This window comes from Methylobacterium nodulans ORS 2060, assembly GCF_000022085.1.
Taxonomy (GTDB): Bacteria; Pseudomonadota; Alphaproteobacteria; order Rhizobiales; family Beijerinckiaceae; genus Methylobacterium; species Methylobacterium nodulans.
Window position 1 is genome coordinate 4,879,167 of record NC_011894.1, and the last position, 21,533, is coordinate 4,900,699.

Annotated in this window: 19 protein-coding genes and 1 pseudogene; 9 read left to right on the plus strand and 11 right to left on the minus strand. The window is 70.3% G+C overall.

The genetic code is table 11. From position 1 onward, the window contains the following. The first annotated feature begins 524 nt into the window (after positions 1-524). Complete coding sequence (locus MNOD_RS49300) at positions 525-1,682, plus strand: recombinase family protein (protein ID WP_015927093.1); 1,158 nt, start codon at positions 525-527, stop codon at positions 1,680-1,682. Continuing rightward, complete coding sequence (locus MNOD_RS49305; protein ID WP_244424549.1) at positions 1,639-2,583, plus strand: hypothetical protein; 945 nt, start codon at positions 1,639-1,641, stop codon at positions 2,581-2,583. The genes MNOD_RS49300 and MNOD_RS49305 overlap by 44 nt, the downstream gene beginning before the upstream one ends. A gap of 77 nt (positions 2,584-2,660) precedes the next feature. On the opposite strand, the pseudogene MNOD_RS43835 reads toward MNOD_RS49305, so the two are convergent. Together MNOD_RS43835 and mgtE are read right to left on the minus strand one after the other, a co-directional pair. Beyond that, positions 2,661-3,455, minus strand: a pseudogene (locus MNOD_RS43835) (IS481 family transposase); the annotation flags it as partial. A 155-nt stretch (positions 3,456-3,610) separates the two neighbouring features. Next, positions 3,611-4,981: a magnesium transporter gene (gene mgtE, locus MNOD_RS22640; RefSeq protein ID WP_015931293.1), complete on the minus strand. Its 1,371-nt coding sequence runs from the start codon at positions 4,979-4,981 to the stop codon at positions 3,611-3,613. Between the two features lie 285 nt (positions 4,982-5,266). Here mgtE and MNOD_RS22645 point away from each other — a divergent pair, with 285 nt between their 5' ends. Continuing rightward, positions 5,267-5,698, plus strand: a complete 432-nt coding sequence (locus MNOD_RS22645; protein ID WP_015931294.1) for a low affinity iron permease family protein — start codon at positions 5,267-5,269, stop codon at positions 5,696-5,698. Positions 5,699-5,835: 137 nt separating this feature from the next. Here MNOD_RS22645 and MNOD_RS22650 read toward each other — a convergent pair whose 3' ends face one another. Further along, positions 5,836-7,242, minus strand: coding sequence for an amidase (locus tag MNOD_RS22650; protein WP_015931295.1), 1,407 nt, complete (start codon positions 7,240-7,242; stop codon positions 5,836-5,838). Between the two features lie 297 nt (positions 7,243-7,539). Here MNOD_RS22650 and MNOD_RS22655 point away from each other — a divergent pair, with 297 nt between their 5' ends. Next, the gene (locus MNOD_RS22655) at positions 7,540-8,421 is read left to right on the plus strand and encodes a 2-dehydro-3-deoxygalactonokinase (RefSeq protein WP_015931296.1); all 882 of its coding nucleotides are present in this window, start codon (positions 7,540-7,542) and stop codon (positions 8,419-8,421) included. A 2-nt stretch (positions 8,422-8,423) separates the two neighbouring features. Continuing rightward, positions 8,424-9,035 (plus strand): 2-dehydro-3-deoxy-6-phosphogalactonate aldolase, encoded by a 612-nt coding sequence (locus MNOD_RS22660; protein ID WP_043751877.1) that lies wholly within the window; start codon positions 8,424-8,426, stop codon positions 9,033-9,035. On the opposite strand, the gene asd is transcribed toward MNOD_RS22660, so the two are convergent. From asd to MNOD_RS22680, 4 genes are all read right to left on the minus strand, one after another. Then, positions 9,030-9,905: an archaetidylserine decarboxylase gene (gene asd, locus MNOD_RS22665; RefSeq protein WP_015931298.1), complete on the minus strand. Its 876-nt coding sequence runs from the start codon at positions 9,903-9,905 to the stop codon at positions 9,030-9,032. The genes MNOD_RS22660 and asd overlap by 6 nt on opposite strands. A 204-nt stretch (positions 9,906-10,109) precedes the next feature. After that, the gene (locus MNOD_RS22670; protein WP_015931299.1) at positions 10,110-11,831 is read right to left on the minus strand and encodes an aminotransferase class III-fold pyridoxal phosphate-dependent enzyme; all 1,722 of its coding nucleotides are present in this window, start codon (positions 11,829-11,831) and stop codon (positions 10,110-10,112) included. 98 nt (positions 11,832-11,929) lie between these two features. Then, positions 11,930-12,538, minus strand: a complete 609-nt coding sequence (locus tag MNOD_RS22675) for a hypothetical protein (RefSeq protein WP_015931300.1) — start codon at positions 12,536-12,538, stop codon at positions 11,930-11,932. 50 nt (positions 12,539-12,588) lie between these two features. Beyond that, positions 12,589-13,278, minus strand: a complete 690-nt coding sequence (locus tag MNOD_RS22680; protein WP_015931301.1) for a class I SAM-dependent methyltransferase — start codon at positions 13,276-13,278, stop codon at positions 12,589-12,591. A 440-nt stretch (positions 13,279-13,718) separates the two neighbouring features. Between MNOD_RS22680 and MNOD_RS22685 the strand changes: the two genes are divergently transcribed. From MNOD_RS22685 to MNOD_RS22695, 3 genes are all read left to right on the plus strand, one after another. Further along, positions 13,719-14,411 carry a class II aldolase/adducin family protein gene (locus tag MNOD_RS22685; RefSeq protein ID WP_015931302.1) on the plus strand — a complete coding sequence of 231 codons (693 nt, stop codon included), beginning with the start codon at positions 13,719-13,721 and terminating at the stop codon, positions 14,409-14,411. Between the two features lie 255 nt (positions 14,412-14,666). Further along, a complete protein-coding gene (locus MNOD_RS22690) occupies positions 14,667-15,089 on the plus strand; it encodes a response regulator (RefSeq protein ID WP_015931303.1) in 423 nt (140 codons plus the stop codon). Positions 15,090-15,107: 18 nt separating this feature from the next. After that, a complete protein-coding gene (locus tag MNOD_RS22695; RefSeq protein WP_015931304.1) occupies positions 15,108-16,403 on the plus strand; it encodes an O-acetylhomoserine aminocarboxypropyltransferase/cysteine synthase family protein in 1,296 nt (431 codons plus the stop codon). Positions 16,404-16,429: 26 nt separating this feature from the next. On the opposite strand, the gene MNOD_RS22700 is transcribed toward MNOD_RS22695, so the two are convergent. After that, positions 16,430-17,176 (minus strand): RNA methyltransferase, encoded by a 747-nt coding sequence (locus MNOD_RS22700; RefSeq protein ID WP_015931305.1) that lies wholly within the window; start codon positions 17,174-17,176, stop codon positions 16,430-16,432. A 371-nt stretch (positions 17,177-17,547) separates the two neighbouring features. Here MNOD_RS22700 and MNOD_RS22705 point away from each other — a divergent pair, with 371 nt between their 5' ends. After that, on the plus strand, positions 17,548-18,762 hold the full coding sequence (locus MNOD_RS22705; RefSeq protein WP_015931306.1) for an NADP-dependent isocitrate dehydrogenase: 1,215 nt from the start codon (positions 17,548-17,550) through the stop codon (positions 18,760-18,762). A gap of 47 nt (positions 18,763-18,809) precedes the next feature. On the opposite strand, the gene MNOD_RS22710 is transcribed toward MNOD_RS22705, so the two are convergent. From MNOD_RS22710 to MNOD_RS22720, 3 genes are all read right to left on the minus strand, one after another. Next, positions 18,810-19,154 (minus strand): DUF1330 domain-containing protein, encoded by a 345-nt coding sequence (locus tag MNOD_RS22710; RefSeq protein WP_015931307.1) that lies wholly within the window; start codon positions 19,152-19,154, stop codon positions 18,810-18,812. A 16-nt stretch (positions 19,155-19,170) separates the two neighbouring features. Next, a complete protein-coding gene (gene pyrF / locus MNOD_RS22715; RefSeq protein WP_015931308.1) occupies positions 19,171-19,881 on the minus strand; it encodes an orotidine-5'-phosphate decarboxylase in 711 nt (236 codons plus the stop codon). Between the two features lie 118 nt (positions 19,882-19,999). Beyond that, positions 20,000-21,316, minus strand: coding sequence for an Hsp70 family protein (locus MNOD_RS22720; RefSeq protein WP_015931309.1), 1,317 nt, complete (start codon positions 21,314-21,316; stop codon positions 20,000-20,002). Positions 21,317-21,533: the final 217 nt, after the last annotated feature.

Consider the following 21,533-nt stretch of genomic DNA (forward strand, 5'->3'; position numbering starts at 1 on the left):
GACGAGGTCGTCGTGGTCTACGCGTGGCACCCGTGGGCCGGGCGCGCCGTCTGCGTCCACGAGGTGATCGAGCGCACGACCGGCGCGGCGGCGCGCTGCTCGCTCGCGGACGCGCCCATCGTCCGCCCTCAGGAACTCCCGGTCTGGATGCTCGATCCCGTTGCGTGCCGCACGATGCAGGCGACGGCGCAGCCGGTCGCGGCCATGTCCGCGCTGATGAGCTTGCACGCCCTCCTCGCCGCTGCGACGGGCGGCCAGCACCGCGCCCCGAGCCGAGCCCGGCTAGCATCGCCCGAGTCCCCGGGAGATCGTCATGCCTCATCCTCCGCGCCGACCGCGCCGGTCGGACCCGCAACTCGAACTCGGTTTAACGAGCGGGCCATCGACCCCGACAGCGCCGCCGGCCTGAGGCGACCTGCCGGAGGCGACCCAGCAGACCCTCACCCGTCTCCTGACCCACCTGCTCGTCGCGCACGCCCGCGGCGCCGATCCGCAGCCGGGCGCCCGAGCCGGAGGCAGCCCCGATGAGCGCTGAGAAGATCGGCCCGCAGCACCGGGCCCGCAAAGCCGTGCTCTACGTCCGCCAGTCCTCGGCGCATCAGGTCCAGCACAACCGTGAGAGCCAGGCGCTGCAGTACGCCATGCGCGAGCGGCTTGCGGGGCTCGGCTTTGCTGAGATCGAGGTGATCGACGAGGACCTCGGCTGCTCGGCCGCCGGCGGGACGCCCCGCGCCGGCTTCGAGCGCATGGTCGCCGAGGTGTGCCTGGGCAAGGTCGGCGCGGTCGCCGCCCGTGAGGTCTCGCGCTTTGCCCGCAACAGCCGCGACTGGCAGCAGCTCGTGGAGATGTGCCGCGTCGTCGATACCCTGCTTGTTGATCAGGAGACGATCTACGCGCCTCGCCTCGGCAACGACCGCCTGCTCCTGGGGCTCAAGGGCAGCCTCAACGAGTACGAGCTCGACCTTCTGCGCCAGCGCTCGCTGGCGGCGCGCTACGAGAAGGCCCACCGCGGCGAGCTCGTGGTCGCGGCCCCCGTGGGCTTCATCAAGGTCGGAGCCCGGCTCGAGATGGATCCTGATCGGCGCGTGCAGGCGGCGATCCGGCTTGCCATCGACAAGGTGGCCGAACTCGGCAGCGTGCGTCAGGCGCTGCTCTGGTTCCTGGAGCACGGGCTCGATCTGCCGACCCGCGTCAACGCCGGTCCGGTCGTCTGGCGCCGCCCCCGCTACTCGACGCTTCGCGCGTTCATTGCCAATCCCGCCTATGGCGGCGCCTACGCCTACGGTCGCAGCCGCGTCACCGCCAGCTACGACGCGGCCGGAGCCAAGGCGCGGGCGCGGCGCACGCCTCGTTCGGAATGGCTGGCGTTGAAGCCTGGCGCGCATGAAGGTTACGTGGCGTGGGAGCGGGCGGAGGCGATCCGGGCGATGGTGAGCGAGAACGTCCCGGCAAGTTCCCGCGGCGCGCCCAAGCTCGGCGCGGCGCTGCTCTCGGGGCTGCGGCCGCTGCGGGCGCAAGCTGAACGTGCAGTACACGGGGGCCAAGGGACAGATCCCGCGCTACGCCTGCGTGCGCGGGCGGATCGACTACGGCGAGCCGAACTGCATCGCCTTTGGGGGCCTGCGCGTCGACGACGTGGTGGAGTCAGCGCTCCTGTCTGTCGTGCAGCCGGCCGCGGTTGAGGCGGCGCGAGCGGCCGAGGCACAGGCGAACACGCGGCGCGACGAGGCCCGCGCGGCCATGGTGCGCGACCTGGAGGCGGCACGCTTCGCGGCCGACCGCGCCTTCCGGCAGTACGATGCCGCTGATCCCGAGAACCGCCTGGTGACCGGCGAACTCGAGGCGCGTTGGAACCGGGCTCTGGCCCGAGTGGGCGCTTGCGAGGCGCGCATCGCCGAGCACGAAGCGGCCACTCCGCGGCCCGCCCTCGCTCCTGCGGCGCTCGAGACGCTGGCCGCGGACCTGCGCGGTATCTGGTCGGCACCGACAACGGATGCCCGGCTCAAGAAGCGGATCGTGCGCACTGTCCTCCACGAGGCCGTTGCTGACCTCGACGAGGCGCGGGCCGAGATCGTGCTGACGCTGCACTGGGTGGGCGGCGCCCACACCGAGCACCGCCTGCCACGCCGCCGGCGCGGCCAGCGCACCAGCACGCCCGCCGACGTGGTTGAGGCCGTGCGCGCGCTGGCGCTGATCGCGCGTGACGACGTGATCGCGGGCGTGCTCAATCGCAACGGCGTGAGGACAGGGCACGGCAACCGCTTCACGCGCGAGCGCGTCACGGCGCTGCGCTCGCACTACCGCATTCCGGTGTTCCGCGCGGGCGCAGAGGGAGAGGAGCCCTGGCTGAACCTGAGCCAGGCAGCCGCCCTCGTCGGGGTGGCCGCGCGCACGCTTCGTCTGGCGGCGGAACGGGGCGAGGTCGATGCGGTGCATCCTCTCGCAGACGGACCCTGGGTGTTCAGCCGAGCCGCTCTCGACAGCCCGGCCGCCCGGGCCCTCGCGCAGGGGACGCTGAACCGCAGCAAACACCCCGCGGTACCGGATCCGGCGCAGCAAAGCCTCTTCGCATCAACAGCATAGCGAGATGTGCGTTCTGATGAGCAATTGTAGATCAGCCGGAAGCGATCGAACGCCCGCTGGCAGGCCGCCAGGCTGGCGTAGAACGCGCCATGCAGCACGTCGCGCTTGAGGGTGCGATGGAAGCGCTCGTCCTTGCCGTTGGTCTGCGGATGGTAGGGCCGGCTGTGGCTGATGTGGATGCCCAGCCGCAGCAGCCACACGGTGAGAGGCGTGTAGCGCTGGCCCGGTCCGTTGCCCCAGGGGCTGCCGTTGTCCAGGTTGATCCGCTCGGGCAGGCCGTAGCGCCGGAACGTGGCACTCAGCTGCCCCTGCACGGTCGCGGTGACCTCGTCGGCACAGGCCGCCAGGCAGAGCGCGTAGCGGCTGTGGTCGTCCAGCACGGTGAGAGGGTGGCAGCGGCCGCCGGCATGGGCGAAGTGGCCCTTGAAGTCCATCTGCCAGAGAGCGTTGGGCCGGGGGTGCTCGAAGCGGGTGAACGGGATGCTGGGGGCATCGGGTTGGCCCAGCCGGGCGTGGCGCGCCAGCACGGCGGTGATCGTCGAGGCGGCCGGGACCACCTCCTGGCCCTGATCCTGCAGCCGTCGGCGCAGCTTGCGCCCACCCCAACTCGGATGAGCCGTGCGCAGTTCCAGCACCGCCTCCTCCATCTCGGGGGACGTGCGGGCCGGGCTGGCGTGCGGGCGCCGCGAGCGGTCGTCCAAGCCCGCGCCACTCCGCGCCCGGCCCAGCCACTTGTAGCCAGTCTTGCGGCTGATCCCGAAGCGGCGGCACAGCGCCGCCACGTTCGCCGCCTCCTGCTGGGCCAGACCCACGAACTCGGCGCGGTTGTCTATGACTGACACCTCTTGCCAAGGCACGACACGCTCCCGCATCGATTGCTCTTGGCCATTGTGTCACCCATGTCTCCGAACACCTGTAACCCTTGTCTCCGGTCTATACACCCGCACGGGAGAGGGGATCCCGCGCCCTCTTGTCGTCGAATGGATCATCCGGGAGACGACCGCCCCGTGCCCGGCCCCGCAGGCCCTCAGAGCAGCGTGCCCTTCAGGATGACCAGCGCCACCGTGAAGTAGATCACCAGCCCCGACACGTCGACGAGTGTCGCCACGAAGGGCGCGGAGGCCGTGGCCGGGTCGAAGCCCAGGCGCTGGAGGAGGAAGGGCAGCATCGAGCCGGCGAGCGAGCCGAACAGCACGATGCCGATCAGCGCGGTGCCGACCGTCGCGGCGACGAGCATCCAGTGTTCGCCGTAATCGTAGAGGCCCGTCTTCTGCCAGACCACGATCCGCACGATGCCGATGAAGCCGAGGATCGCGCCGAGCGTGATCCCGGCCGGGACCTCGCGCAGGGCCACCCGCCACCAGTCGCGCAGCTGCACCTGATGCAGGGCGAGCGCCCGGATGAGCAGCGAGGTCGCCTGCGAGCCGGAATTCCCGCCCGAGCTCATGATCAGCGGGATGAACAGCGTCAGCACGATCGCCCGCTCGAGTTCCCCCTCGAAGCCCTGCATGGCGCTCGCGGTGAGCATCTCGGACAGGAACAGCACGCAGAGCCAACCGGCGCGCTTGCGGATCATCTGCCAGAACCCGATGTCCATGTAGGGTTCGTCGAGAGCCTCCATGCCGCCGAAGCGCTGCACCTGCTCGGTCTGGCGCTCGATCATGGCGTCGATCACGTCGTCGACGGTGACGATGCCGATGACGTGGTTCGCCTCGTCGACGACCGGGATCGCCAGGAGGTCGTATTTCGAGATCAGCCGCGCCGCCTCGTCGCGGCTCGCATCCGCCGTCAGCACCACCGGACGGCGGGTGGGCGCCACCGAGAGGATGGAATCGCCGGGATCTCCCGACAGCAGGCGGCGCAGGGGCACGGCCTTGGTGAGGGCGCGCGTGCGGGGATCGAGGACGAAGATCGAGTAGACGGTCTCGCGCGTGCGCTCGACGACGCGGATGTGATCCAGCGTCTGCCGCACCGTCCAGGTCGCCGGCACGGCGACGAACTCGGTCGTCATGATCGAGCCGACGCTCTCCTCCGGATAGGCGATGAGCCGGTCGACGGCGCCGCGGGTCTCCGCGTCGAGGCGCGCGCGGAGGTCGGAGCGGCCCGGCTCCTCGATCTCCTTGAACAGGTCGGTGACCCGGTCGGCCGACATGCCCGAGAGATACGAGGCCACGCGGTCGCGCGGCAGCATCTCGATGATGTCCGCGGCGCAGGCGAGTTCGGGCTGGTCCAGCACCTCGATCGCCCGCTCGGAGGGCAGACTCAGCAGGATGGCCGCCGCGACCTCGGGCGCCTCCTCGTTCAGGGATTCCACGATGTCGGCGGCGCTCTCGTCGGCGAGGCGCGCCGCCAGCGCGGCCGGATCGACCATCGCGTCGAGGGGCAGGGTCTCGATCATGGCTCACCTTCCTGTCGACCTGCCGTTCCCGGCCGGTCGCGGTGAGCCGCTCAGGCGCGAGCGGTCAATCGACGGCGGGGAACGGCACGGGCGGTCGACTGTGACTGTCGCTCGGCATGGGGGGTGGGTGTCCCGAGATGGGGGTCGCAGCGCCGGAGCGACCGCGAGCGGCCCGCTCCCTGCGCCCGCGCGCGCGCGCCGTCAAGGGCCCGGAACCACCGCTCAGGTGAGTGATTGTGAGAGGGCGAGCGGGTGCTGCAATCCCGCCTCAGAGAGGAGCCTCGGATGGCACCCGGTCGCAGCTTCTCGGATTTCGCCGCGTCGGTTGCCCGGGCGGCCGGAAAGCCCGCGACCTTCGCGCTGAGCCTGATCGTCATCGTGCTCTGGGCCGTGAGCGGCCCATTTTTCCACTACTCGGATACGTGGCAGCTCATCATCAACACCGGCACCACGATCATCACCTTCCTGATGGTGTTCCTGATCCAGAACACCCAGAACCGGGACGGCGCGGCGATTCAGGCCAAGCTCGACGAGCTGATCCGCGCGAGCGCAGCGCAGAACGTCTATATCGGCATCGAGCATCTGACCGAGGAGGAGCTCGATTCGCTGCGGGCGTGCTGCGAGGCGCGGGCCCGCGCCGCCCGGGCGGCGGATGCCGCGCAGGAGGCCGCCAACGTGAAGGCCGAGCGTGCGGCGGCGAGCGCCGCAGGCCGCTGAGGAGGCTCGCGGCGAGAGCATTTTCCGACGAAGTGGATGCCGGTTCGTCGCAGACAATGCGGCACAATCAAAAGCCTGGAGCAGATCCGTTCCACCATGAACGGATCCTGCTCCAGGCCCCCGCGCGGAGCCGGCCCTCACACCGGCGGCAGGCGCGTGTGCCAGTCCGTCGCCTGCTGGTAGGCCTGCCCGATCCGCAGCGCCATCGGCTCGTCGCCGCCGCGGCAGACGACCTGCAGGGAGAGCGGCAACCCCTCCGCCGAGAAGCCGTTCGGCAGGGCGAGGGCGCAGAGTTCCAGGAAATTTCCGAATCGCGTGAAGCGCGAGGGCATCACCGCCTGATCCACCGCGTCGAGGCGGATCGCCGCCGTCTCGGTGGTCGGCGTCAGGAGCGCGTCGAGTCCGGACATGGCCCGGTCGAAGGCCCGTCTCATGTCCTGCTGCAGGCGTCGCGTGCGCAGGTAGTCGCGGGCCGAGACCGCAGCGCCGGAGAGGATCCGGGCGCGCACGTCCTCGTCGAGCGGAGCGGCGAAGTCCTCGGCGATCGCACCGTTGTGGAAATAGGCTTCGGCCTGGAGGATCGCCGCGGCGTTGACGAAATCCACGAAACGGAAGGGCAGCTGGATATCGACGATCTCGGCGCCCGCGCGGTCGAGCAGCTCGAGGGCGCGGTCATAGGCCGCCAGCACGTCGGCGGCGCAGCCCTCGCGCTCTGCCGCGGGCATCCGCCCGAGCCTCAGGCCGCGCACGCCGCGCTCCAGAACGGGCATCGGGTCGACCGGCGCGATGCCGCGGGTGATAGGGTCCAGCGGATCCGGACCCTGGATGACGTTGAACAGGAGCGCCACGTCCTCGACGCTGCGCGCCATCGGGCCGGGCGTGTCGAGGGTGGTGGAGAGGGGCAGCACGCCGTGGGTGCTGACCCGCCCCACCGTCACCTTGAGGCCGGTGATGCCGCAGAACGAGGCCGGCAGGCGAACCGAGCCGCCCGTGTCGGTGCCGATCGCCCAGGGAGCCAGCCGGCTCGCCACCGCCACGCCCGAGCCGCTGCTCGACCCGCCCGGCGTGCGCGGATGAGCCGGATCCCAGGGGTTGCGCGGCGTTCCCATCCGCTGGTTGGTGCCCCAGCCGCCGAAGGCGAACTCCACCGTATGGGTCTTGCCGAGCAGGATCATGCCTTGTGCGATCAGGCGCCTGACGATCGTGGCGGTCGCGGTGGCGCGCCGGTTGCGCATCGTCATCGACCCGCCGGTGGTGATCCGGCCCTCAATGTCGATGAGATCCTTGACCGCCACCGGCACGCCGTGGAGCGGCCCCACGGCATGACCCGAGCGGATCGCCCGGTCGGCCCCCTCCGCGGCGAGACGCGCATCCGGGCCGTAAACCTCCACGAAGGCGTGCAGGGCCGGGTCCAGGCGCGCGATGCGCGACAGGAATGCATCCACCGCAGCGACCGGCGAAAGGCGCCGCGCGGCGATCGCCCGCGCGAGGCTCGCGGCGGACATGAGGGTGGGATCGGTCTCCGTCGGAAGAAAGTCGGTCATCGAGGGGCGGTCCCGCGCTCTTGCAGGCTGAGAAGGGTGAGGTCGACGAACCAGGACTGGGGCGACACGAAGCCCTTCACCTTGGGCAACATTGCCCGCGCATCGAGTTCGTGAACGATACACAGCCAGGGCGGATTGTCGACGAGCCGCTCATGCGCGCTGCGGGTGGCGGCCGCGATCTCCTGCGGGTCGCTCGATCGGGCGCATCATGGGCCTTGCCGGCCGGAGCAGGCAGGTCGCCCGATCCGGGCCGATGCCCCATTGCGTCGTGGATCCCGGCCGGGCAGGGTTCGGGTCATGATCGCGATCGATTGGGGAACGAGCAGCGCCCGGGCCTACCGGCTCGATCCGGCGGGGGCGATCCGGGAAAGCCGGGAGACGGGGAGCGGCATCCTGCATGTCCCGCCGATGACCTTCGCCGCGGCCCTGCGCGCGCTCGTCGGCGACTGGATCGATGCGGGCGAGCGGCGCGTGCTGCTCTCCGGCATGGTGGGCAGCCGGCAGGGCTGGCGGGAGGTGGCCTATCGGCCCTGTCCCGCGGGGATCGACGATCTCCGGGCCGGGCTGGAGACGGTGCCCTTCGAGCCCGGCGTGACGGTGCGGATCGTTCCCGGGCTGAGTGCCGCCGACGAGGCCGGGATCCCCGAAGTGATGCGCGGCGAGGAGGTGCAGGTCTTCGGCGCGCTCGCCGGTCGCCGCGAGGGCCTGCTCTGCCTTCCCGGCAGCCACAGCAAATGGGTGCGGGTGCGCGACGGACGCATCTGCGGATTCACCACCGGCCTGACCGGCGAGGCCTATGCGGCCCTGCGCGGACACACCATCCTCGGCCGCATGATGGAGGGTGAGCCTGTCCCCGGGGAGGCATTCGATGCCGGCGTTCGGCGGGCGCAGGATGCCGGCGGACTCCTGCATCACCTGTTCGGCACGCGTGCGCTCGGCCTGTTCGGGCGTCTCTCTCCGGCGGAGGGAGCGAGCTATCTGTCGGGGCTGCTGATCGGGCACGACGTGCGCGAGAACCTGCCGCCCGGGGGCGGCACGGTCGACCTCATCGGCGCAGGCCCGCTGATGACGCTCTATGCACGGGCGATCGCGGCCCGCGGCGGCGCGGCCCGCTCCGGCGATGCGGACGCGGCGGCGCGCGGATTGGCCCTGATCGGGGAGGGACTCGCATGGGCGTGAGCATGGGCGTGATGGACTGGCTCGGGCGCTGCCCTCTGGTGGCGATCCTGCGCGGCGTGCGGCCGGACGAGGTCGAGGCCGTGGCCGAGGTGCTGGTGGCGGCCGGTATCGTGATCATCGAGGTGCCGCTCAACTCGCCCGATCCGATCGCCAGCGTGGGACGGCTCGCCGCCCGCTTCGGCGATCGCGCGCTGATCGGCGCCGGGACGATCCGGCGGACCGAGGAGGTGACGGCCGTGGCGGAGGCGGGCGGGCGCCTCCTGGTCACGCCCCACGCGGCGCCCGATCTCGTGCGCGCGGCCAAGGCGCGCGGCATGGTCACGATGCCGGGCTTCTTCACCCCGGCCGAGGCTTTCGCGCTCATCGATGCGGGTGCCGACGCGCTCAAGCTGTTTCCCGCAGAGGCCGGCGGGCCGGCGACGCTGCGGGCCTTGCGGGCGGTCCTGCCCGGCGAGGTGCCGCTCCTGCCGGTCGGCGGCGTCGATGCGGGCAATCTCGCCGCGTGGCGGGCGGCGGGCGCGGCCGGGTATGGGTGCGGCTCCTCCCTCTACAAGGCGGGCGACACGCCCGACGCGGTCGCCGCCAAGGCCCGCGCGCTCGTCGCCGCCCTATAGGTCCGGCAGCCGCATCAGCGGCTCGCCCAAGCGGATGCGGTGTCCCTCCCGGACCGTGTCGCAGAGCGAGAACCCTTTCGGGGCCAGCACGATGATGGTGGAGCCGTGCTGGAACCAGCCCATCTCCTGACCCTTCGCCAGGGCCGCATCGCAGGGGAGGGTGCACGGCCCCTTCAGGCGCAGATCGAGCCCGATGTCGAGGAAGCGGAAGCGCAGGCTCGCGACCAGGATCGCGGCGACCGGGACGAGTGCCACCGCATGTCCGGTCGCGGCAAGCCGCGTGCGGACGACCGCGCGCTCGTTCTTGCAGAACAGGGCCTCGATCCGCTTCAGGGCGATCGGGTTCACGTTCCAGGTATCGCCCGCGATATAGGTCACGGATTCCACGCGGCAGTCGTGCGGCGCGTGGAAGCGGTGATACATCCCGGCCGTGAGCCGGAGCGTGACGTAGCTCCCGTCGCGGAACTGCGCGACCGTGGCGGCATCCGGAACGAGGTCGGCGAGGCTGTAGGGGAAGCCCTTCACCTGGAACACCCGCGTGCCCTCGATGCGGCCGTTCGCACCGACGATCGCATCGCAGGGGCTCACCAGCACCGACGGGTCCGCCGCGATCGGCCGGGCGCCGTCCTTGAGCTCGCGGATGAAGCAATCGTGCATGCTGCGGAACCGCGTCGTCTTCGCCTCCGACAGGTCGAGATCGGAGAACAGGCGCCAGATCCCGATGGAGACATCGCGCACGAGCGGGTTCTCGATCCGGCTGAACCAGCCGATGAACCGAGTGGCGAGGCGGCGGGGGATGCGGTTCGTGAGCAGGAAGTTGAGGTCTTCCTGCGCGGCGATACGGGCAAGGGCGGACCGGAGTGTCGTCATCCCGCGATACGGTTCCCGGAGCGTGTCCGTCTGGGGTGGGATCCGGCGCTCCGTCCGGACCGGTGAGGGGGCGAAAGCCGAGGTTGCGTCATACGGCTTCCGGTTGATCCGTTTGGAGACAAGAGGGCGCGGGGAACCCCTCTCCCGCACGGGAGAGGGGTTCCCGCGCCCGCCTGTCTCCGAACGGATCAATCGGATGCCGTATTAGGCGCCCAGAGGCGCGTCGGACAGTTCCCTGTCCGGGCGCGGCGCCCGCCGCCCGAACCATTCGGCCCGGCGCACCGCGAAAAGTTCCTTCAGCACGCCGCGGCGGATCTGACGGTCGGTCTGAGGCAGCGGGTGCCACCAGCCATCCGCCTCCATGGTCCGCGCGGCCGCCACGAAGCGCTCCGCCACGGCGGCGAAATCCGCATCCGTGTAGTTGAGGCTGAAGATCAGCCGGCCGGTGCCGACCCAGGACAGGGCGAGCCCTTCCGCGCGCAAGTAGTATTGCAGCATCCAATTGTATCGCGACGGGCGCGTATAGAGGACGGTCCAGATCGTCGACAGCCCGGCGATGCGGACCGGCAGGCCCTCGGCCGCGAGCCGGCGGTTGAGGTCCTCCGCCCGGGCGCGCCAGCGCGCATCGAGCCCCTCGTAGAGCGCCTTCGTCTCGGGGCGCTCCAGATGCGCGAAGAAGGCCTCCATCGCGCCCATCACGTAGGGGTGCGAGTTGAAGGTCCCGCGGGCGAAGCAGATGTCGACCGGGCGGTCGTCGCGGTAGCGCCGCATCAGGTCGCGCCGGCCGCACAGCACGCCGATCGGCAGCCCGCCGCCGACGGTCTTGCCGTAGGTCACCATGTCGGCCGTCACGCCGAAATACTCCTGCGCCCCGCCCGGCGCGAGGCGGAAGCCGACGAAGACCTCATCGAAGATCAGCACGATGCCGTGCTCCGTGCAGACCTCCCGGAGCCGGCGCAGCCAGGCCGTGGTCGCGGCGCGGTCGAAGCCGGCGCTGCGGGCGCTGTCGACGAGGGCGGAATCGGCCGGAGCACCGGCATTCGGGTGCAGCGCCTGGAGCGGGTTGACGAGAATGCAGGCGATGTCCCGGCGGCTGCGCAGGACCTGGAGCGTCGCCTCCGACATGTCCGACAGCGTGTAGGTGTCGCGCGCCGGCAGCGGATTGCCGATGCCGGGCTGCACGTCGCCCCACCAGCCGTGATAGGCGCCGCAGAAGCGCACGAGATGGGAGCGGCGCGTGTGGTAGCGGGCGAGGCGCACCGCCTGCATCACCGCCTCGGTGCCCGACATGTGGAACGACACCTCGTCGAGGCCGGAGACCGCGCGCAGGCGCTCCACGTTGCGCGCCACGACCGGGTGGTAGGCGCCGAGCACCGGCCCGAACTCGCGGACCGTCTCGGCACCGCGCTCCAGAAAGCCCTTGTAGGCGTCGTATCCGAACAGGTTGACCCCGTAGGATCCCGCGACGTCGTAGAAGACGTTGCCGTCGAGATCCGTGACCGTGACGCCTGCCGAGGCCCGCAGGAAGGCGCCGGCGCCGAGATGCTCGCGCGCCAGGCGGGCGAACTGGAAGGGCACCCGGTAGAGGCTGGTGAATTGCAGGTCGGAGAGCCCGTCCCGCACCGCGGCGGTGAGGCGCCGGGTCTCGGCGAAGCGCTCGCGGTAGAGCCCGGCGAGGCGCTCGAACCCGGCGCGGCGCCGGGCGGCGACCGCCTCGGGGGCGCCGTCCGCGCGGAAGTAGCGGTCCGGTCCGTATTCGTAGAACGGGATCAGCCCGGCGACGCGCCGGGCCATCCGTGAATGGCCGGTGAGCGAGCGATGCTTGGCGCGCGAGAGCTGGAGGCGGCGACGGAGCCTGACGGCCGCGCCGGCCGCGGCCGCCGCACCGAAAGGAGCGAGAGCAAGGAGCGACCAATGCATGTTCATCGGGGCGGCGGGCCTATGAGGTCGGACGGGTCCAGGGATCATCCCGGCGTGCGGCACCCCTCTCCCGTCAGGGAGAGGGGGCAGCGTGACGCGCCGGTTCAGCGGTGCTTGTGCGCCATGCCGCGATCGATCAGCTCGCCCTGGAGCAGGTAGAGCGGCGCCTTGTGGTACAGCTTGATGTCGTGGAAGGGGTCGGTGAGGATCTTCGCGGCCCAGACGAGGCCGGTCTGCACGTCCCGCACGAAGAACAGCTGGACGGTGCGGAACAGGAGACCGCCGGTCGCCAGCACCAGCCAGATCAGGCCGACATGGCGGATCAGGTCGGCCGGCGTCTGATAGGCATCGAACAGGCCGAAGAAGGTCGGGTCGAAGTAGAGGGGCAGCGGCGAGAGCGCCCAGATCGCCAGCAGCACGATCTTGCGCTGGAGATTGTAGCCGACCTTGATCTCTTCCTTGTATTCATGCGTGGCTTGGTTGACCTCGTCGTAGCCCTTCGGCTCGAAGAAGAGGTGGCCCGCCTGACGGCTTGTCATCGCCACGAGCCAGCCGATCAGCGCGGCGATCGCCGGGTCCTTGAAGGCGAGCGCATAGGCGACGAGGAAGCTCACCGCGCTCACCAGGTGGAGGGCTTGGTTGATCCGGCTGTGATGATAGTAGCGGTGGTCGTCCCAGCGCTGAATCCGCAGCGCTTCGAGAAAGCTGCTCATCAAATCTGTCTCCTGTCAGGGGGGTTGTCGTCGGGGCCGGGACGCGGCCGTCAGCGAGCGGCCTTCCTCATGCGGAGGAGGCAGAAATGGCCGAGCGGCGGCAGCGGGCGGCGCTCGATGATCGTCACGGTGCCGGAGCGCTCGGCCCAGCTCGCGTAGCGGGCCCATGAGAATTCCGTCCGCCAGCCGAGGCGGTTGGCCACCGGCGAGAACAGCTTCTCCAACAAGCCGCGCAGGCCGCCTTCCGCGCCGATGCGCGTGGTGATCACGATCTCACCGCCGGGCCGGACCACGCGCGCGAACTCGTCGAGGGCGGCTTCCGGGTTCGGGACCGCCGTCACCACGTATTGCGCGACGATGACGTCGAAGGCGCCGTCCGGGAAATCGAGGTGCTCGGCATCCATCACCGCGAGACCTTCGACGTTCTGGAGGCGCAGGGCCCGGACGCGCTCCCGGGCCTTCGCCAGCATCGGCTCGGAGATGTCGACGCCGAACAGGCGGGTCGAGCGGCGGTAGGCGGGCAGCGAGATGCCGGTGCCCACGCCCACCTCCAGCACCCGTCCGCCGACCCGCTCGGCGGCTTCGATCGCGAGGCTGCGCCCGCGCGCGAAGACCCGCCCGAACACCATGTCGTAGACGGGCGCCCAGCGGCCATAGGCCTTCGCGACCGCATCGGTGTCGAGATCGCGCTCCGGCAGGGCGCCCGCCGTGGCGGCGCGGCTGTTGGGCATGGAGGACATCGCTTCGGCTCTCCGGATCGGACAGGGGACTGCCGCGGGGCGGGCGGATGCGGGGCCACGGGGCGCTCCCAGACGGCGCCCGATCTCCCCGGCATTTCCCCTCTCGTGCGAAGCGAGCGGTAGAGGGTGTCCTTAACAGAAACATGACGACTTCATGCCGTCATACGACAGCCGCGGCGTTTCATCGGATGTTCACGCCCCTGCGGCGGCAGAGACACGAATCCGTCCGCCCCATTCAATGACGATACTATGACAAAGCCGGCTCTCTATCGTCTCGGCCGGCGCCGTCCACGCCAGGACCATGCCGGATCCTGTGCGATGAGCCAGCTCAACTTCACTACCGAGATCGGAAAAGCCTTGCGGCGTGTCGCGGCGGCCACGCCCGGGTGACCGTGTCGCCGGCCCCGTGATAAGCCACGGCTCTTTCGGGAGGGGAGAGCATGGACGAGCGCGAGTGCCGGCTGCGGGAGACGATCGTCGAGCTGTGCCGGGAGATGAACCGCAATGGCCTGAACCAGGGCACGGCCGGCAACATCTCCGCCCGCCATGGCGACCGGATGCTGCTGACGCCGAGCGCCACGCCCTACGACCGGATGACGCCCGCGATGATCGCGGCGATGCCCCTCGACGGCGATGGGACGGCCTGGGAGGGACCGCTCAAGCCCTCCACCGAGTGGCGCTTCCATCGTGACATCCTGCGCAGCCGCCCGGACGCCCAGGCAGTGGTTCACGCCCATCCGACCTTCGCGACGACGATCGCCATCACCCGCCGGTCGATCCCGGCCTGTCACTACATGGTGGCGGCGTTCGGCGGCCACGACGTGCGCTGCTCCGGCTACGCGCTCTATGGAACCGAGGCCCTGTCGCGCGAGGCGCTCAAGGCCCTGGAGGGCCGCACGGCCTGCCTGCTCGCCAACCACGGCATCATCGCGATCGGCGAGAGCCTGGAGAAGGCGATGTGGCGCGCCGTCGAGCTCGAAGCGCTGGCCAAGCAGTATTTCTACAGCCTGCAGCTGGAAGGCGGGCCCGTCATCCTGTCGCGCGCGGAGATCGACGAGGTGCTGAAGGGGTTCGCCAGCTACGGGCTGCGCAGCGATGCGGCCTCCCCGGAGCGCGGCGGCCCGGCCTCCTGAACCGCCCGCGGCCGCGCAGCCCCTCGGGGAATGCCCGACGGCCCTGTCCTTCCTGCATGGCTCCCGAGAGCCGGCGCGCGACGGATGGGCGACTTGTCCCCGCGGGGATCCACGCCGGCCTGCGGGTCGGCGCCTCCTCGCGCGGGAGCCTGGCGGTCAATACCCGGCCGCCGAACGCGTGAAGCCAGCCACGCTTGACCCTGGCGGTGCCTGCTCCTAGGCAGCAACTACCTGCCGCATCAGCCGTTACCGCCGATGACATCCAGCCCGGACCCGACCTGCCCGGACAATGCCGATCCCGACACCGGAACGGTGCCCGTCGTGCTCCTGGTGGAGGATGACGGGCTGCTGCTGATGGAGGCTGCCGACACCCTCTCGGACGCCGGATTCCAGGTCGTCGAGGCGCCTCACGCCGACAAGGCGTTGCAGGTGCTGGAGAGTGCCCAGGAGGTGGATGCGCTGATGACCGATGTCGACATGCCGCTCGGCTCCATCGACGGTCTGGCGCTCGCCCGTCTGGTCGCCAAGCGCTGGCCCCGGATCCCCGTGCTCGTCGTGTCCGGGATGGGAACGCCCGGCCCCAACGACATGCCGGAGGGCGCGCGCTTCATCCCCAAACCCTATGCTCCTTCCGACCTCGTCCAGACCCTGCACGATTGCGTGCGCCGCGCCGCCTGACCGCCCGGACCTGCCCCGATGCCTCCCTTTGATCCGTCAGCTCTCGCCTTCGCCACCCGGGCCGTTCATGCCGGAACGGCGCCCGATCCTGCGACCGGAGCGCGCGCCCAGCCGATCTACTTCACCAACGGCTTCGTCTTCGAGTCGAACGAGCAGGCCGCCGACATCTTCGCGATGCGGGCGACCGGCTTCTCCTATTCCCGCGGCTCGAACCCGACGGTGGCGGCCCTGGAGCGGCGCGTCGCCTCGCTCGAAGGCGCCAAGGCGGCGGTGGCCGTGTCCTCCGGCCAGTCGGCCATGCTCCTGGTGCTCCTGACCCTCATGCAGGCGGGCGACGCCTACGTGTCCGCGGCGCGGCTGTTCGGCGGCTCGCTCGGGCTGATGCGGCGCCTGGAGACCCGCTACGGGCTCACGCCGCAATTCACCCGCGGCCTCAACCCTGAGGATTTCGAAGCGGCGATCACGGACAAGACCCGCGTGATCGTCTGCGAGTCGATCGTGAACCCCTGCGGCACCGTCGTCGACATCGCGGGCGTCGCCGCGGTGGCGCGGCGCCACGGGCTGCCCCTCGTCGTCGACAACACGCTCGCCTCGCCGGCCCTGATCCGACCGATCGAGTACGGCGCGGACATCGTCGTGCATTCCACCTCGAAGTTCCTGTCGGGCTCAGGCACCGTGATCGGCGGCATCGTCTGCGATGCCGGCCGGTTCGACTGGAAGGCGACGGGCCGCTACAACCTCATCAACGAGCCCTGGCCGGATTACGAGGGCCTCGTGGTCTCGGACCGGTTCCCGGAGACCGCCTTCGCGGTCGCCTGCCGGCTGTTCGGCCTGCGCGACCTCGGCCCGGGCCTCTCGCCGATGAACGCCTTCCTGACGCTCACCGGCATCGAGACCCTGCCGCTGCGCATGGAGCGTCACTGCGCCAATGCCCGTGCGGTGGCCGCCTTCCTCAAGGCCCACCCGAAGGTCGCCTGGGTGAGCTATCCGTCGCTGCCCGGCCAGGCGGGCGAGGCGGTGGCGAACCGCTATGTCCCGAACGGCGCCGGGTCGATCTTCACCTTCGCGCTCAAGGGGGGCGAGCAGGCGGCCCTCGACTTCATCTCCGGCCTGGAGCTGATCTCCCACCTCGTGAATATCGGGGAGATCAAGTCGCTGGCGATCCACCCGGCGACGACCACCCACCGCCAGCTGCGGGACGACGAGAAGGCGGCGGCCTGCGTCGGGCCGGAAACGGTGCGGCTGTCGATCGGGCTGGAGACCATCGAGGATCTGATCGCCGATATCGAGCAGGCGCTGGCGAAGCTTCCCTGAGACCGATGGTTCCTGGCCGGACCGGCTCAGCCCTGGTCCGGCCTGCGCTCGGTGAGGGCGCGCAACACGCCCCGGAGGCTGCGCACGTCCTGCTCGGTCATCGCCATGCGGTGAAGAATGTCGCGCAGGTTGCGCACCATCCCGCCGCGCTTCTCCGGCGGAAAGTAGCCGACCGCGTCGAGCGCACCCTCCAGGCTCTCGAACAGGGCGAGCAGCGCCTCGCGCGACGCCGGCGGCGAGCGTAGCTCGCCGTCAAAGGGCAGGGCGGCGAGGCCCGCGGCGCGGCGCCATTCGTAGGCGACGAGCAGGACGCTCTGGGCGAGGTTGAGCGAGGGGTGCTTCGGGTCGACCGGGAAGGTCACGATGGCATCCGCCAGCGAAACCTCGTCGTTCGAGAGGCCGACCCGCTCGCGCCCGAACAGGATGCCGACCCGCTCTCCCGCCGACAGGCGCCCCACCACCGCCTGCATGGCGGCGTCCGGCCCCATCACCCGCTTCATCTGCCCGCGCTCGCGGGCTGTCGTGGCGAGCACGTGGTGCAGATCGCCGATCGCCTCGGCCACCGTGGCATGGATCGTCGCGCCGTCGAGCACATGGGTCGCGCCGGACGCCGTCTCCCGCACGCCCTTCTTGGGCCATCCGCCCTTGGGTGCCACGAGGCGCAGCTCGGAGAGACCGAAATTCGCCATGGCGCGCGCCGTCATGCCGATATTCTCGGCGAGCTGCGGCTCGACCAGGATGATGACGGGGCGGGGCGGCGGATGATCGGACATGGGACGGGGAGGGGTGCGGCTGCTGCGGCGCTTCTAGAGCATTTTCCGACGAAGGGGATGCCGGTTCGTCGCAGAAAATGCGGCAAACTCAATGGCCTGGAGCGCGGTCCGGTCAACCGTGAACGGATTCCGCTCCAGGCCGGCGCCACCGGTCGGTCGGGAACCTCCGCGTCCCGGAGACGTTGATGTCATGGACCTCCTTGGCCCCGGTTGTGACGACCGGGGCTTTTTTCGTGGGCGCCGGGGCCGGCGTGGGCGGCTTCCCCCTCATGGTGCAGCGCGCTATGACCGCGCGACGGCCGGTCCCCTCGGGCGAACCAGATCCGCGCGACGGGCCGGCACGCTCGCGCCACACGGAAGGCTGGTCGGTCATGGCAAAGATCAAGGTCACGAATCCCGTCGTCGAACTCGATGGGGATGAGATGACGCGGATCATCTGGCAGTACATCAAGGACAAGTTGATCCATCCGTATCTCGATATCCCTCTGGAGTACTACGATCTCGGGATCGAGCATCGCGATGCCACGAACGACAGGGTGACGATCGAGGCTGCCGAGGCGATCAAACGGCATGGCGTCGGGGTGAAGTGCGCCACCATCACGCCGGACGAGGCAAGGGTGAAGGAGTTCAACCTCAAGGAGATGTGGAAGTCGCCGAACGGCACGATCCGCAACATCCTGGGCGGTGTGATCTTCCGCGAGCCGATCATCTGCCGGAACGTGCCGCGCCTCGTGCCGGGCTGGACGCAGCCGATCGTCGTCGGCCGCCATGCCTTCGGCGACCAGTACCGCGCCACCGACTTCAAGGTCCCGGGCAAGGGCCGGCTCACCATGAAGTTCGAGGGCGAGGACGGCACCGTCATCGAGCGCGAGGTGTTCAAGTTCCCGGATGCCGGCGTCGCCCTGGCGATGTACAACCTGGATGATTCGATCCGCGATTTCGCCCGCGCCTCGCTGAATTACGGGCTCGCCCGCAAGTTCCCGGTCTATCTCTCGACCAAGAACACCATCCTCAAGGCCTATGACGGCCGCTTCAAGGACATCTTCGAGGAGGTGTACCAGAACGAGTTCAAGGCGAAGTTCGACGCGGCCGGCATCGTCTACGAGCACCGGCTGATCGACGACATGGTGGCCTCGGCCCTGAAGTGGTCGGGCGGCTATGTGTGGGCCTGCAAGAACTACGACGGCGACGTGCAGTCCGATACGGTCGCGCAGGGCTTCGGCTCGCTCGGCCTGATGACCTCCGTGCTGCTGACGCCCGATGGCCAGACCGTCGAGGCCGAGGCCGCGCACGGCACGGTCACCCGCCACTACCGCGAGCACCAAAAGGGCAAGGAGACCTCGACGAACTCGATCGCGTCGATCTTCGCCTGGACCCGCGGCCTGTCGCACCGCGCCAAGCTCGACGACAACGCCGAGCTGGCGAAGTTCGCGACGACCCTGGAGAAGGTCTGCATCGACACGGTCGAGGCCGGCTTCATGACGAAGGATCTCGCGCTCCTCGTCGGCGCCGAGCAGCGCTGGCTCTCGACGACCGGCTTCCTCGACAAGATCGACGCCAACCTGAAGGCCGCGATGGCGGCCTGATCGGGGCCGCCACGTCCGACCCGCGCGGCCGCGCGGGTCGGATCAGCTCATTCCGAAGCCGGGCTGGCGGGCGGCGGCGGCGCCGATAACGTCGGCTGCGGGCCGTCATAGCCCTCGATGATGATGAGATCGAGCTCGGCCCCGCCCTCCTGCTTGGCCCGGGCGGCCTGGTATTCGGGCGAGTTCCAGCAGGCGAGCGCGTCGGCGTAGCTCGGAAACTCGAGCACGACGTTGCGCTGGCGGCTCGTGCCGCTCACCGCCTGGAAGGCGCCGCCGCGCACGAGGAACCGCCCGCCGAACTTGGCGAAGGCCGCTCCATTCGCCGCGACGTAGTTCTTGTAGGCGTCCGGGTTGTGCACGTCGACGCGCGCGACCCAGTATCCCTTCGGCATCGCTCGTCCTCCCTCGTCAGGCCGCCGCGATCTCGGCGACGATGCTCTGCGCCACCGCGCGGGGATCGGCGGCTGCCGTGATCGGGCGGCCGACCACGATGTAGTCGACGCCCGCGCGGATGGCGGCGGCCGGCGTCACGACGCGCTTCTGGTCGCCCGTATCGGAGCCGGCCGGCCGGATGCCGGGCGTCACGATGAGGCCGTCCGGTCCGACGATCTCGCGCACCTGCGCCGCTTCGGTCGCCGCGCAGACGATGCCGTCGATGCCGATCTCGCGCGCCGCGAGGGCGCGGATCGCCACCAGTTCGGACACGCTCAGGGCATAGCCCGCCTCGCGGGCATCCGCATCGTCGTAGGAGGTGAGCACCGTCACGGCGAGGAGGCGCAGCGCGCTGCCCGGAACGGAATCGCGCCCGCGGACGGCCGCCCGCATCGTCTGCGGATAGGCGTGCACCGTGAGCAGATGCGCGCCGAGCCGCGCGAGGGACTGCACGCCCTCCTCGACGGTGTTGCCGATGTCGTGGAGCTTGAGATCGAGGAAGACCTTCGCGCCGCCCTTCACCAGCCGCTCGGCGAGGGCGAGGCCACCCGCATAGCCGAGCCGGTAGCCGATCTTGTAGAAGGACGCGGCGTCGCCGAGGCGATCGATCAGGCGCTCGGCCTCGTCGGTCGTCGCCATGTCGAGGGCGACGATGAGCCGGTCGCGGGGAGAAGGGGTGTCGGGCATGGGCGCTCGCAGGGTGTCCGCCTCCACCGACCACAGGCCGCGGCGGGAAATCAAGGGCAGGCGAGGGATGGATTCCCTCTCGGGCGGGGGAAGCGGTTCCCGGAGCGGGCGCGCGGCGCTACAGGCGCCCGGCGGCCCAGCGCTCGGCATCCGGAAGCTGGCCGAGGAGCGCGAGGCCGTGCGCGATCGATTCGAACTGGTCCGAGGAGGCCACGCGCTCCGGCCCGAATTTTTCCGCGAAGAGCGACCGGATCGCCGGCACGAAGGAGGTTCCGCCGGTGAGGAACACCTGATCGATGGCGCCGGGAGACAGCTCGGCCGAGGCCAGGGCTTGATCGACCGCATCCGCGATGCGCGCCACATCCGGCGCGATCAGCTGCTCGAACTCGGCCCGTGAGAGCGAGCGCCTCACCTCGACCGCCGTCCCCGGACCCCGGAAGTGGAGTTCCGCCCGCTCCTCGCCCGAAAGCGCGACCTTCGTGGCCGAGACCGACTGGTAGAGGGCGAAGCCGAGATCGTTCTCGACCAGATCGATGAACCGCTCCAGCGGCGCCGGATCGACGGCGAACCGCGCGAGATCCTGCAGGTCCTGGAGGTCGCCCGACCACTTCATCAGGGCAAGCTGGTGCCAGCGGGACAGGTTCGCGTAGTAGTGGGCGGGCAGGGGCAGGATCTTGCCGCCCATTGAGCGGTAGGTGCCGCCCTTGCCGAGATGCGGCGCGACGAGGTGGTCGACGATGCGGGAATCGAAGGCGTCGCCCGCGATGCCGAGGCCGCTATGGCCGAGCGGGGTCGCGGTGAGGCGGCCGTCGCTGCGGGCGAAGCGCATCACCGAGAAGTCGCTCGTCCCGCCGCCGAAATCGGCGATCAGCACCGTGGCCTCGCCCTCCAGGCGCCGGGCGTAGAAGAAGGCGGCGCCGACGGGCTCGTAGGCATAGAGCGCATCGCCGACCCCGAGCCGCGAGAAGGCCGCCGCGTAGCGGCGCATCGCCAGCGCCTCGTCGGGATTGTGGCCGACGAAGCGCACCGGGCGCCCGATCACCACTCGCCCGCTGGCGAGATCGAGCGGCGCCCCGGCATCCTGCAGGAGCGTGCGCACGAAGGCCGCCAGCAGATCCTCGAACTGGAAGCGATCGCGGAAGATGCGGGTTTCCTTGAAGGCCGCGCTCGCCGCGAAGCTCTTGAAGGATTGGACGAAGCGAAGGCCGAGATGCCCCTCCAGGAAGGCATCGACCGCGAAGGGGCCGCCGGCCCTGCGCGTCCGGGCCGAGGCGCCGCGCCCCTCCTGCCAGAAGGACAGGGCCGAGAGGTAGACCCGCAGATCCGCATCGCGATGCCGGAAGCGGACGGCCTCGACCCGGCCGTCCGGGTCGGCCAGCGCCACCACCGTATTGGTCGTGCCGAAATCGATCCCGATCGAAACGGGAGGTGTCATCGGGAAGGCTCCGCCAGGGGCTTAAGAACGAGGAGGGCAGGCGCGCCATGCTCAAGGCACGGGCTGCGGCTCGGAACCGGAAGGGGGCTGCTCCTCGTCCCGGATCGCGGCGCCGTCAAGGTCGGGGCCAAAAAAGAAGCGCGGCCGAAGCCGCGCTGGGAAGGTCTCGAAACGTCTGGTCCTCTCCCTGATAGCAGGATCCCGGCCCTGCCGAGGT

What these genes read in the sequence shown, in the direction of transcription:
- MNOD_RS49300 (WP_015927093.1), top strand. Translation starts at nt 525, where the DNA reads ATGAGCGCTGAGAAGATCGGCCCGCAGCACCGGGCCCGCAAAGCCGTG.
- mgtE (WP_015931293.1), bottom strand. Translation starts at nt 4,981, where the DNA reads ATGATCGAGACCCTGCCCCTCGACGCGATGGTCGATCCGGCCGCGCTG.
- MNOD_RS22645 (WP_015931294.1), top strand. Translation starts at nt 5,267, where the DNA reads ATGGCACCCGGTCGCAGCTTCTCGGATTTCGCCGCGTCGGTTGCCCGG.
- MNOD_RS22650 (WP_015931295.1), bottom strand. Translation starts at nt 7,242, where the DNA reads ATGACCGACTTTCTTCCGACGGAGACCGATCCCACCCTCATGTCCGCC.
- MNOD_RS22655 (WP_015931296.1), top strand. Translation starts at nt 7,540, where the DNA reads ATGATCGCGATCGATTGGGGAACGAGCAGCGCCCGGGCCTACCGGCTC.
- MNOD_RS22660 (WP_043751877.1), top strand. Translation starts at nt 8,424, where the DNA reads ATGGGCGTGATGGACTGGCTCGGGCGCTGCCCTCTGGTGGCGATCCTG.
- asd (WP_015931298.1), bottom strand. Translation starts at nt 9,905, where the DNA reads ATGACGACACTCCGGTCCGCCCTTGCCCGTATCGCCGCGCAGGAAGAC.
- MNOD_RS22670 (WP_015931299.1), bottom strand. Translation starts at nt 11,831, where the DNA reads ATGAACATGCATTGGTCGCTCCTTGCTCTCGCTCCTTTCGGTGCGGCG.
- MNOD_RS22675 (WP_015931300.1), bottom strand. Translation starts at nt 12,538, where the DNA reads ATGAGCAGCTTTCTCGAAGCGCTGCGGATTCAGCGCTGGGACGACCAC.
- MNOD_RS22680 (WP_015931301.1), bottom strand. Translation starts at nt 13,278, where the DNA reads ATGTCCTCCATGCCCAACAGCCGCGCCGCCACGGCGGGCGCCCTGCCG.
- MNOD_RS22685 (WP_015931302.1), top strand. Translation starts at nt 13,719, where the DNA reads ATGGACGAGCGCGAGTGCCGGCTGCGGGAGACGATCGTCGAGCTGTGC.
- MNOD_RS22690 (WP_015931303.1), top strand. Translation starts at nt 14,667, where the DNA reads ATGACATCCAGCCCGGACCCGACCTGCCCGGACAATGCCGATCCCGAC.
- MNOD_RS22695 (WP_015931304.1), top strand. Translation starts at nt 15,108, where the DNA reads ATGCCTCCCTTTGATCCGTCAGCTCTCGCCTTCGCCACCCGGGCCGTT.
- MNOD_RS22700 (WP_015931305.1), bottom strand. Translation starts at nt 17,176, where the DNA reads ATGTCCGATCATCCGCCGCCCCGCCCCGTCATCATCCTGGTCGAGCCG.
- MNOD_RS22705 (WP_015931306.1), top strand. Translation starts at nt 17,548, where the DNA reads ATGGCAAAGATCAAGGTCACGAATCCCGTCGTCGAACTCGATGGGGAT.
- MNOD_RS22710 (WP_015931307.1), bottom strand. Translation starts at nt 19,154, where the DNA reads ATGCCGAAGGGATACTGGGTCGCGCGCGTCGACGTGCACAACCCGGAC.
- pyrF (WP_015931308.1), bottom strand. Translation starts at nt 19,881, where the DNA reads ATGCCCGACACCCCTTCTCCCCGCGACCGGCTCATCGTCGCCCTCGAC.
- MNOD_RS22720 (WP_015931309.1), bottom strand. Translation starts at nt 21,316, where the DNA reads ATGACACCTCCCGTTTCGATCGGGATCGATTTCGGCACGACCAATACG.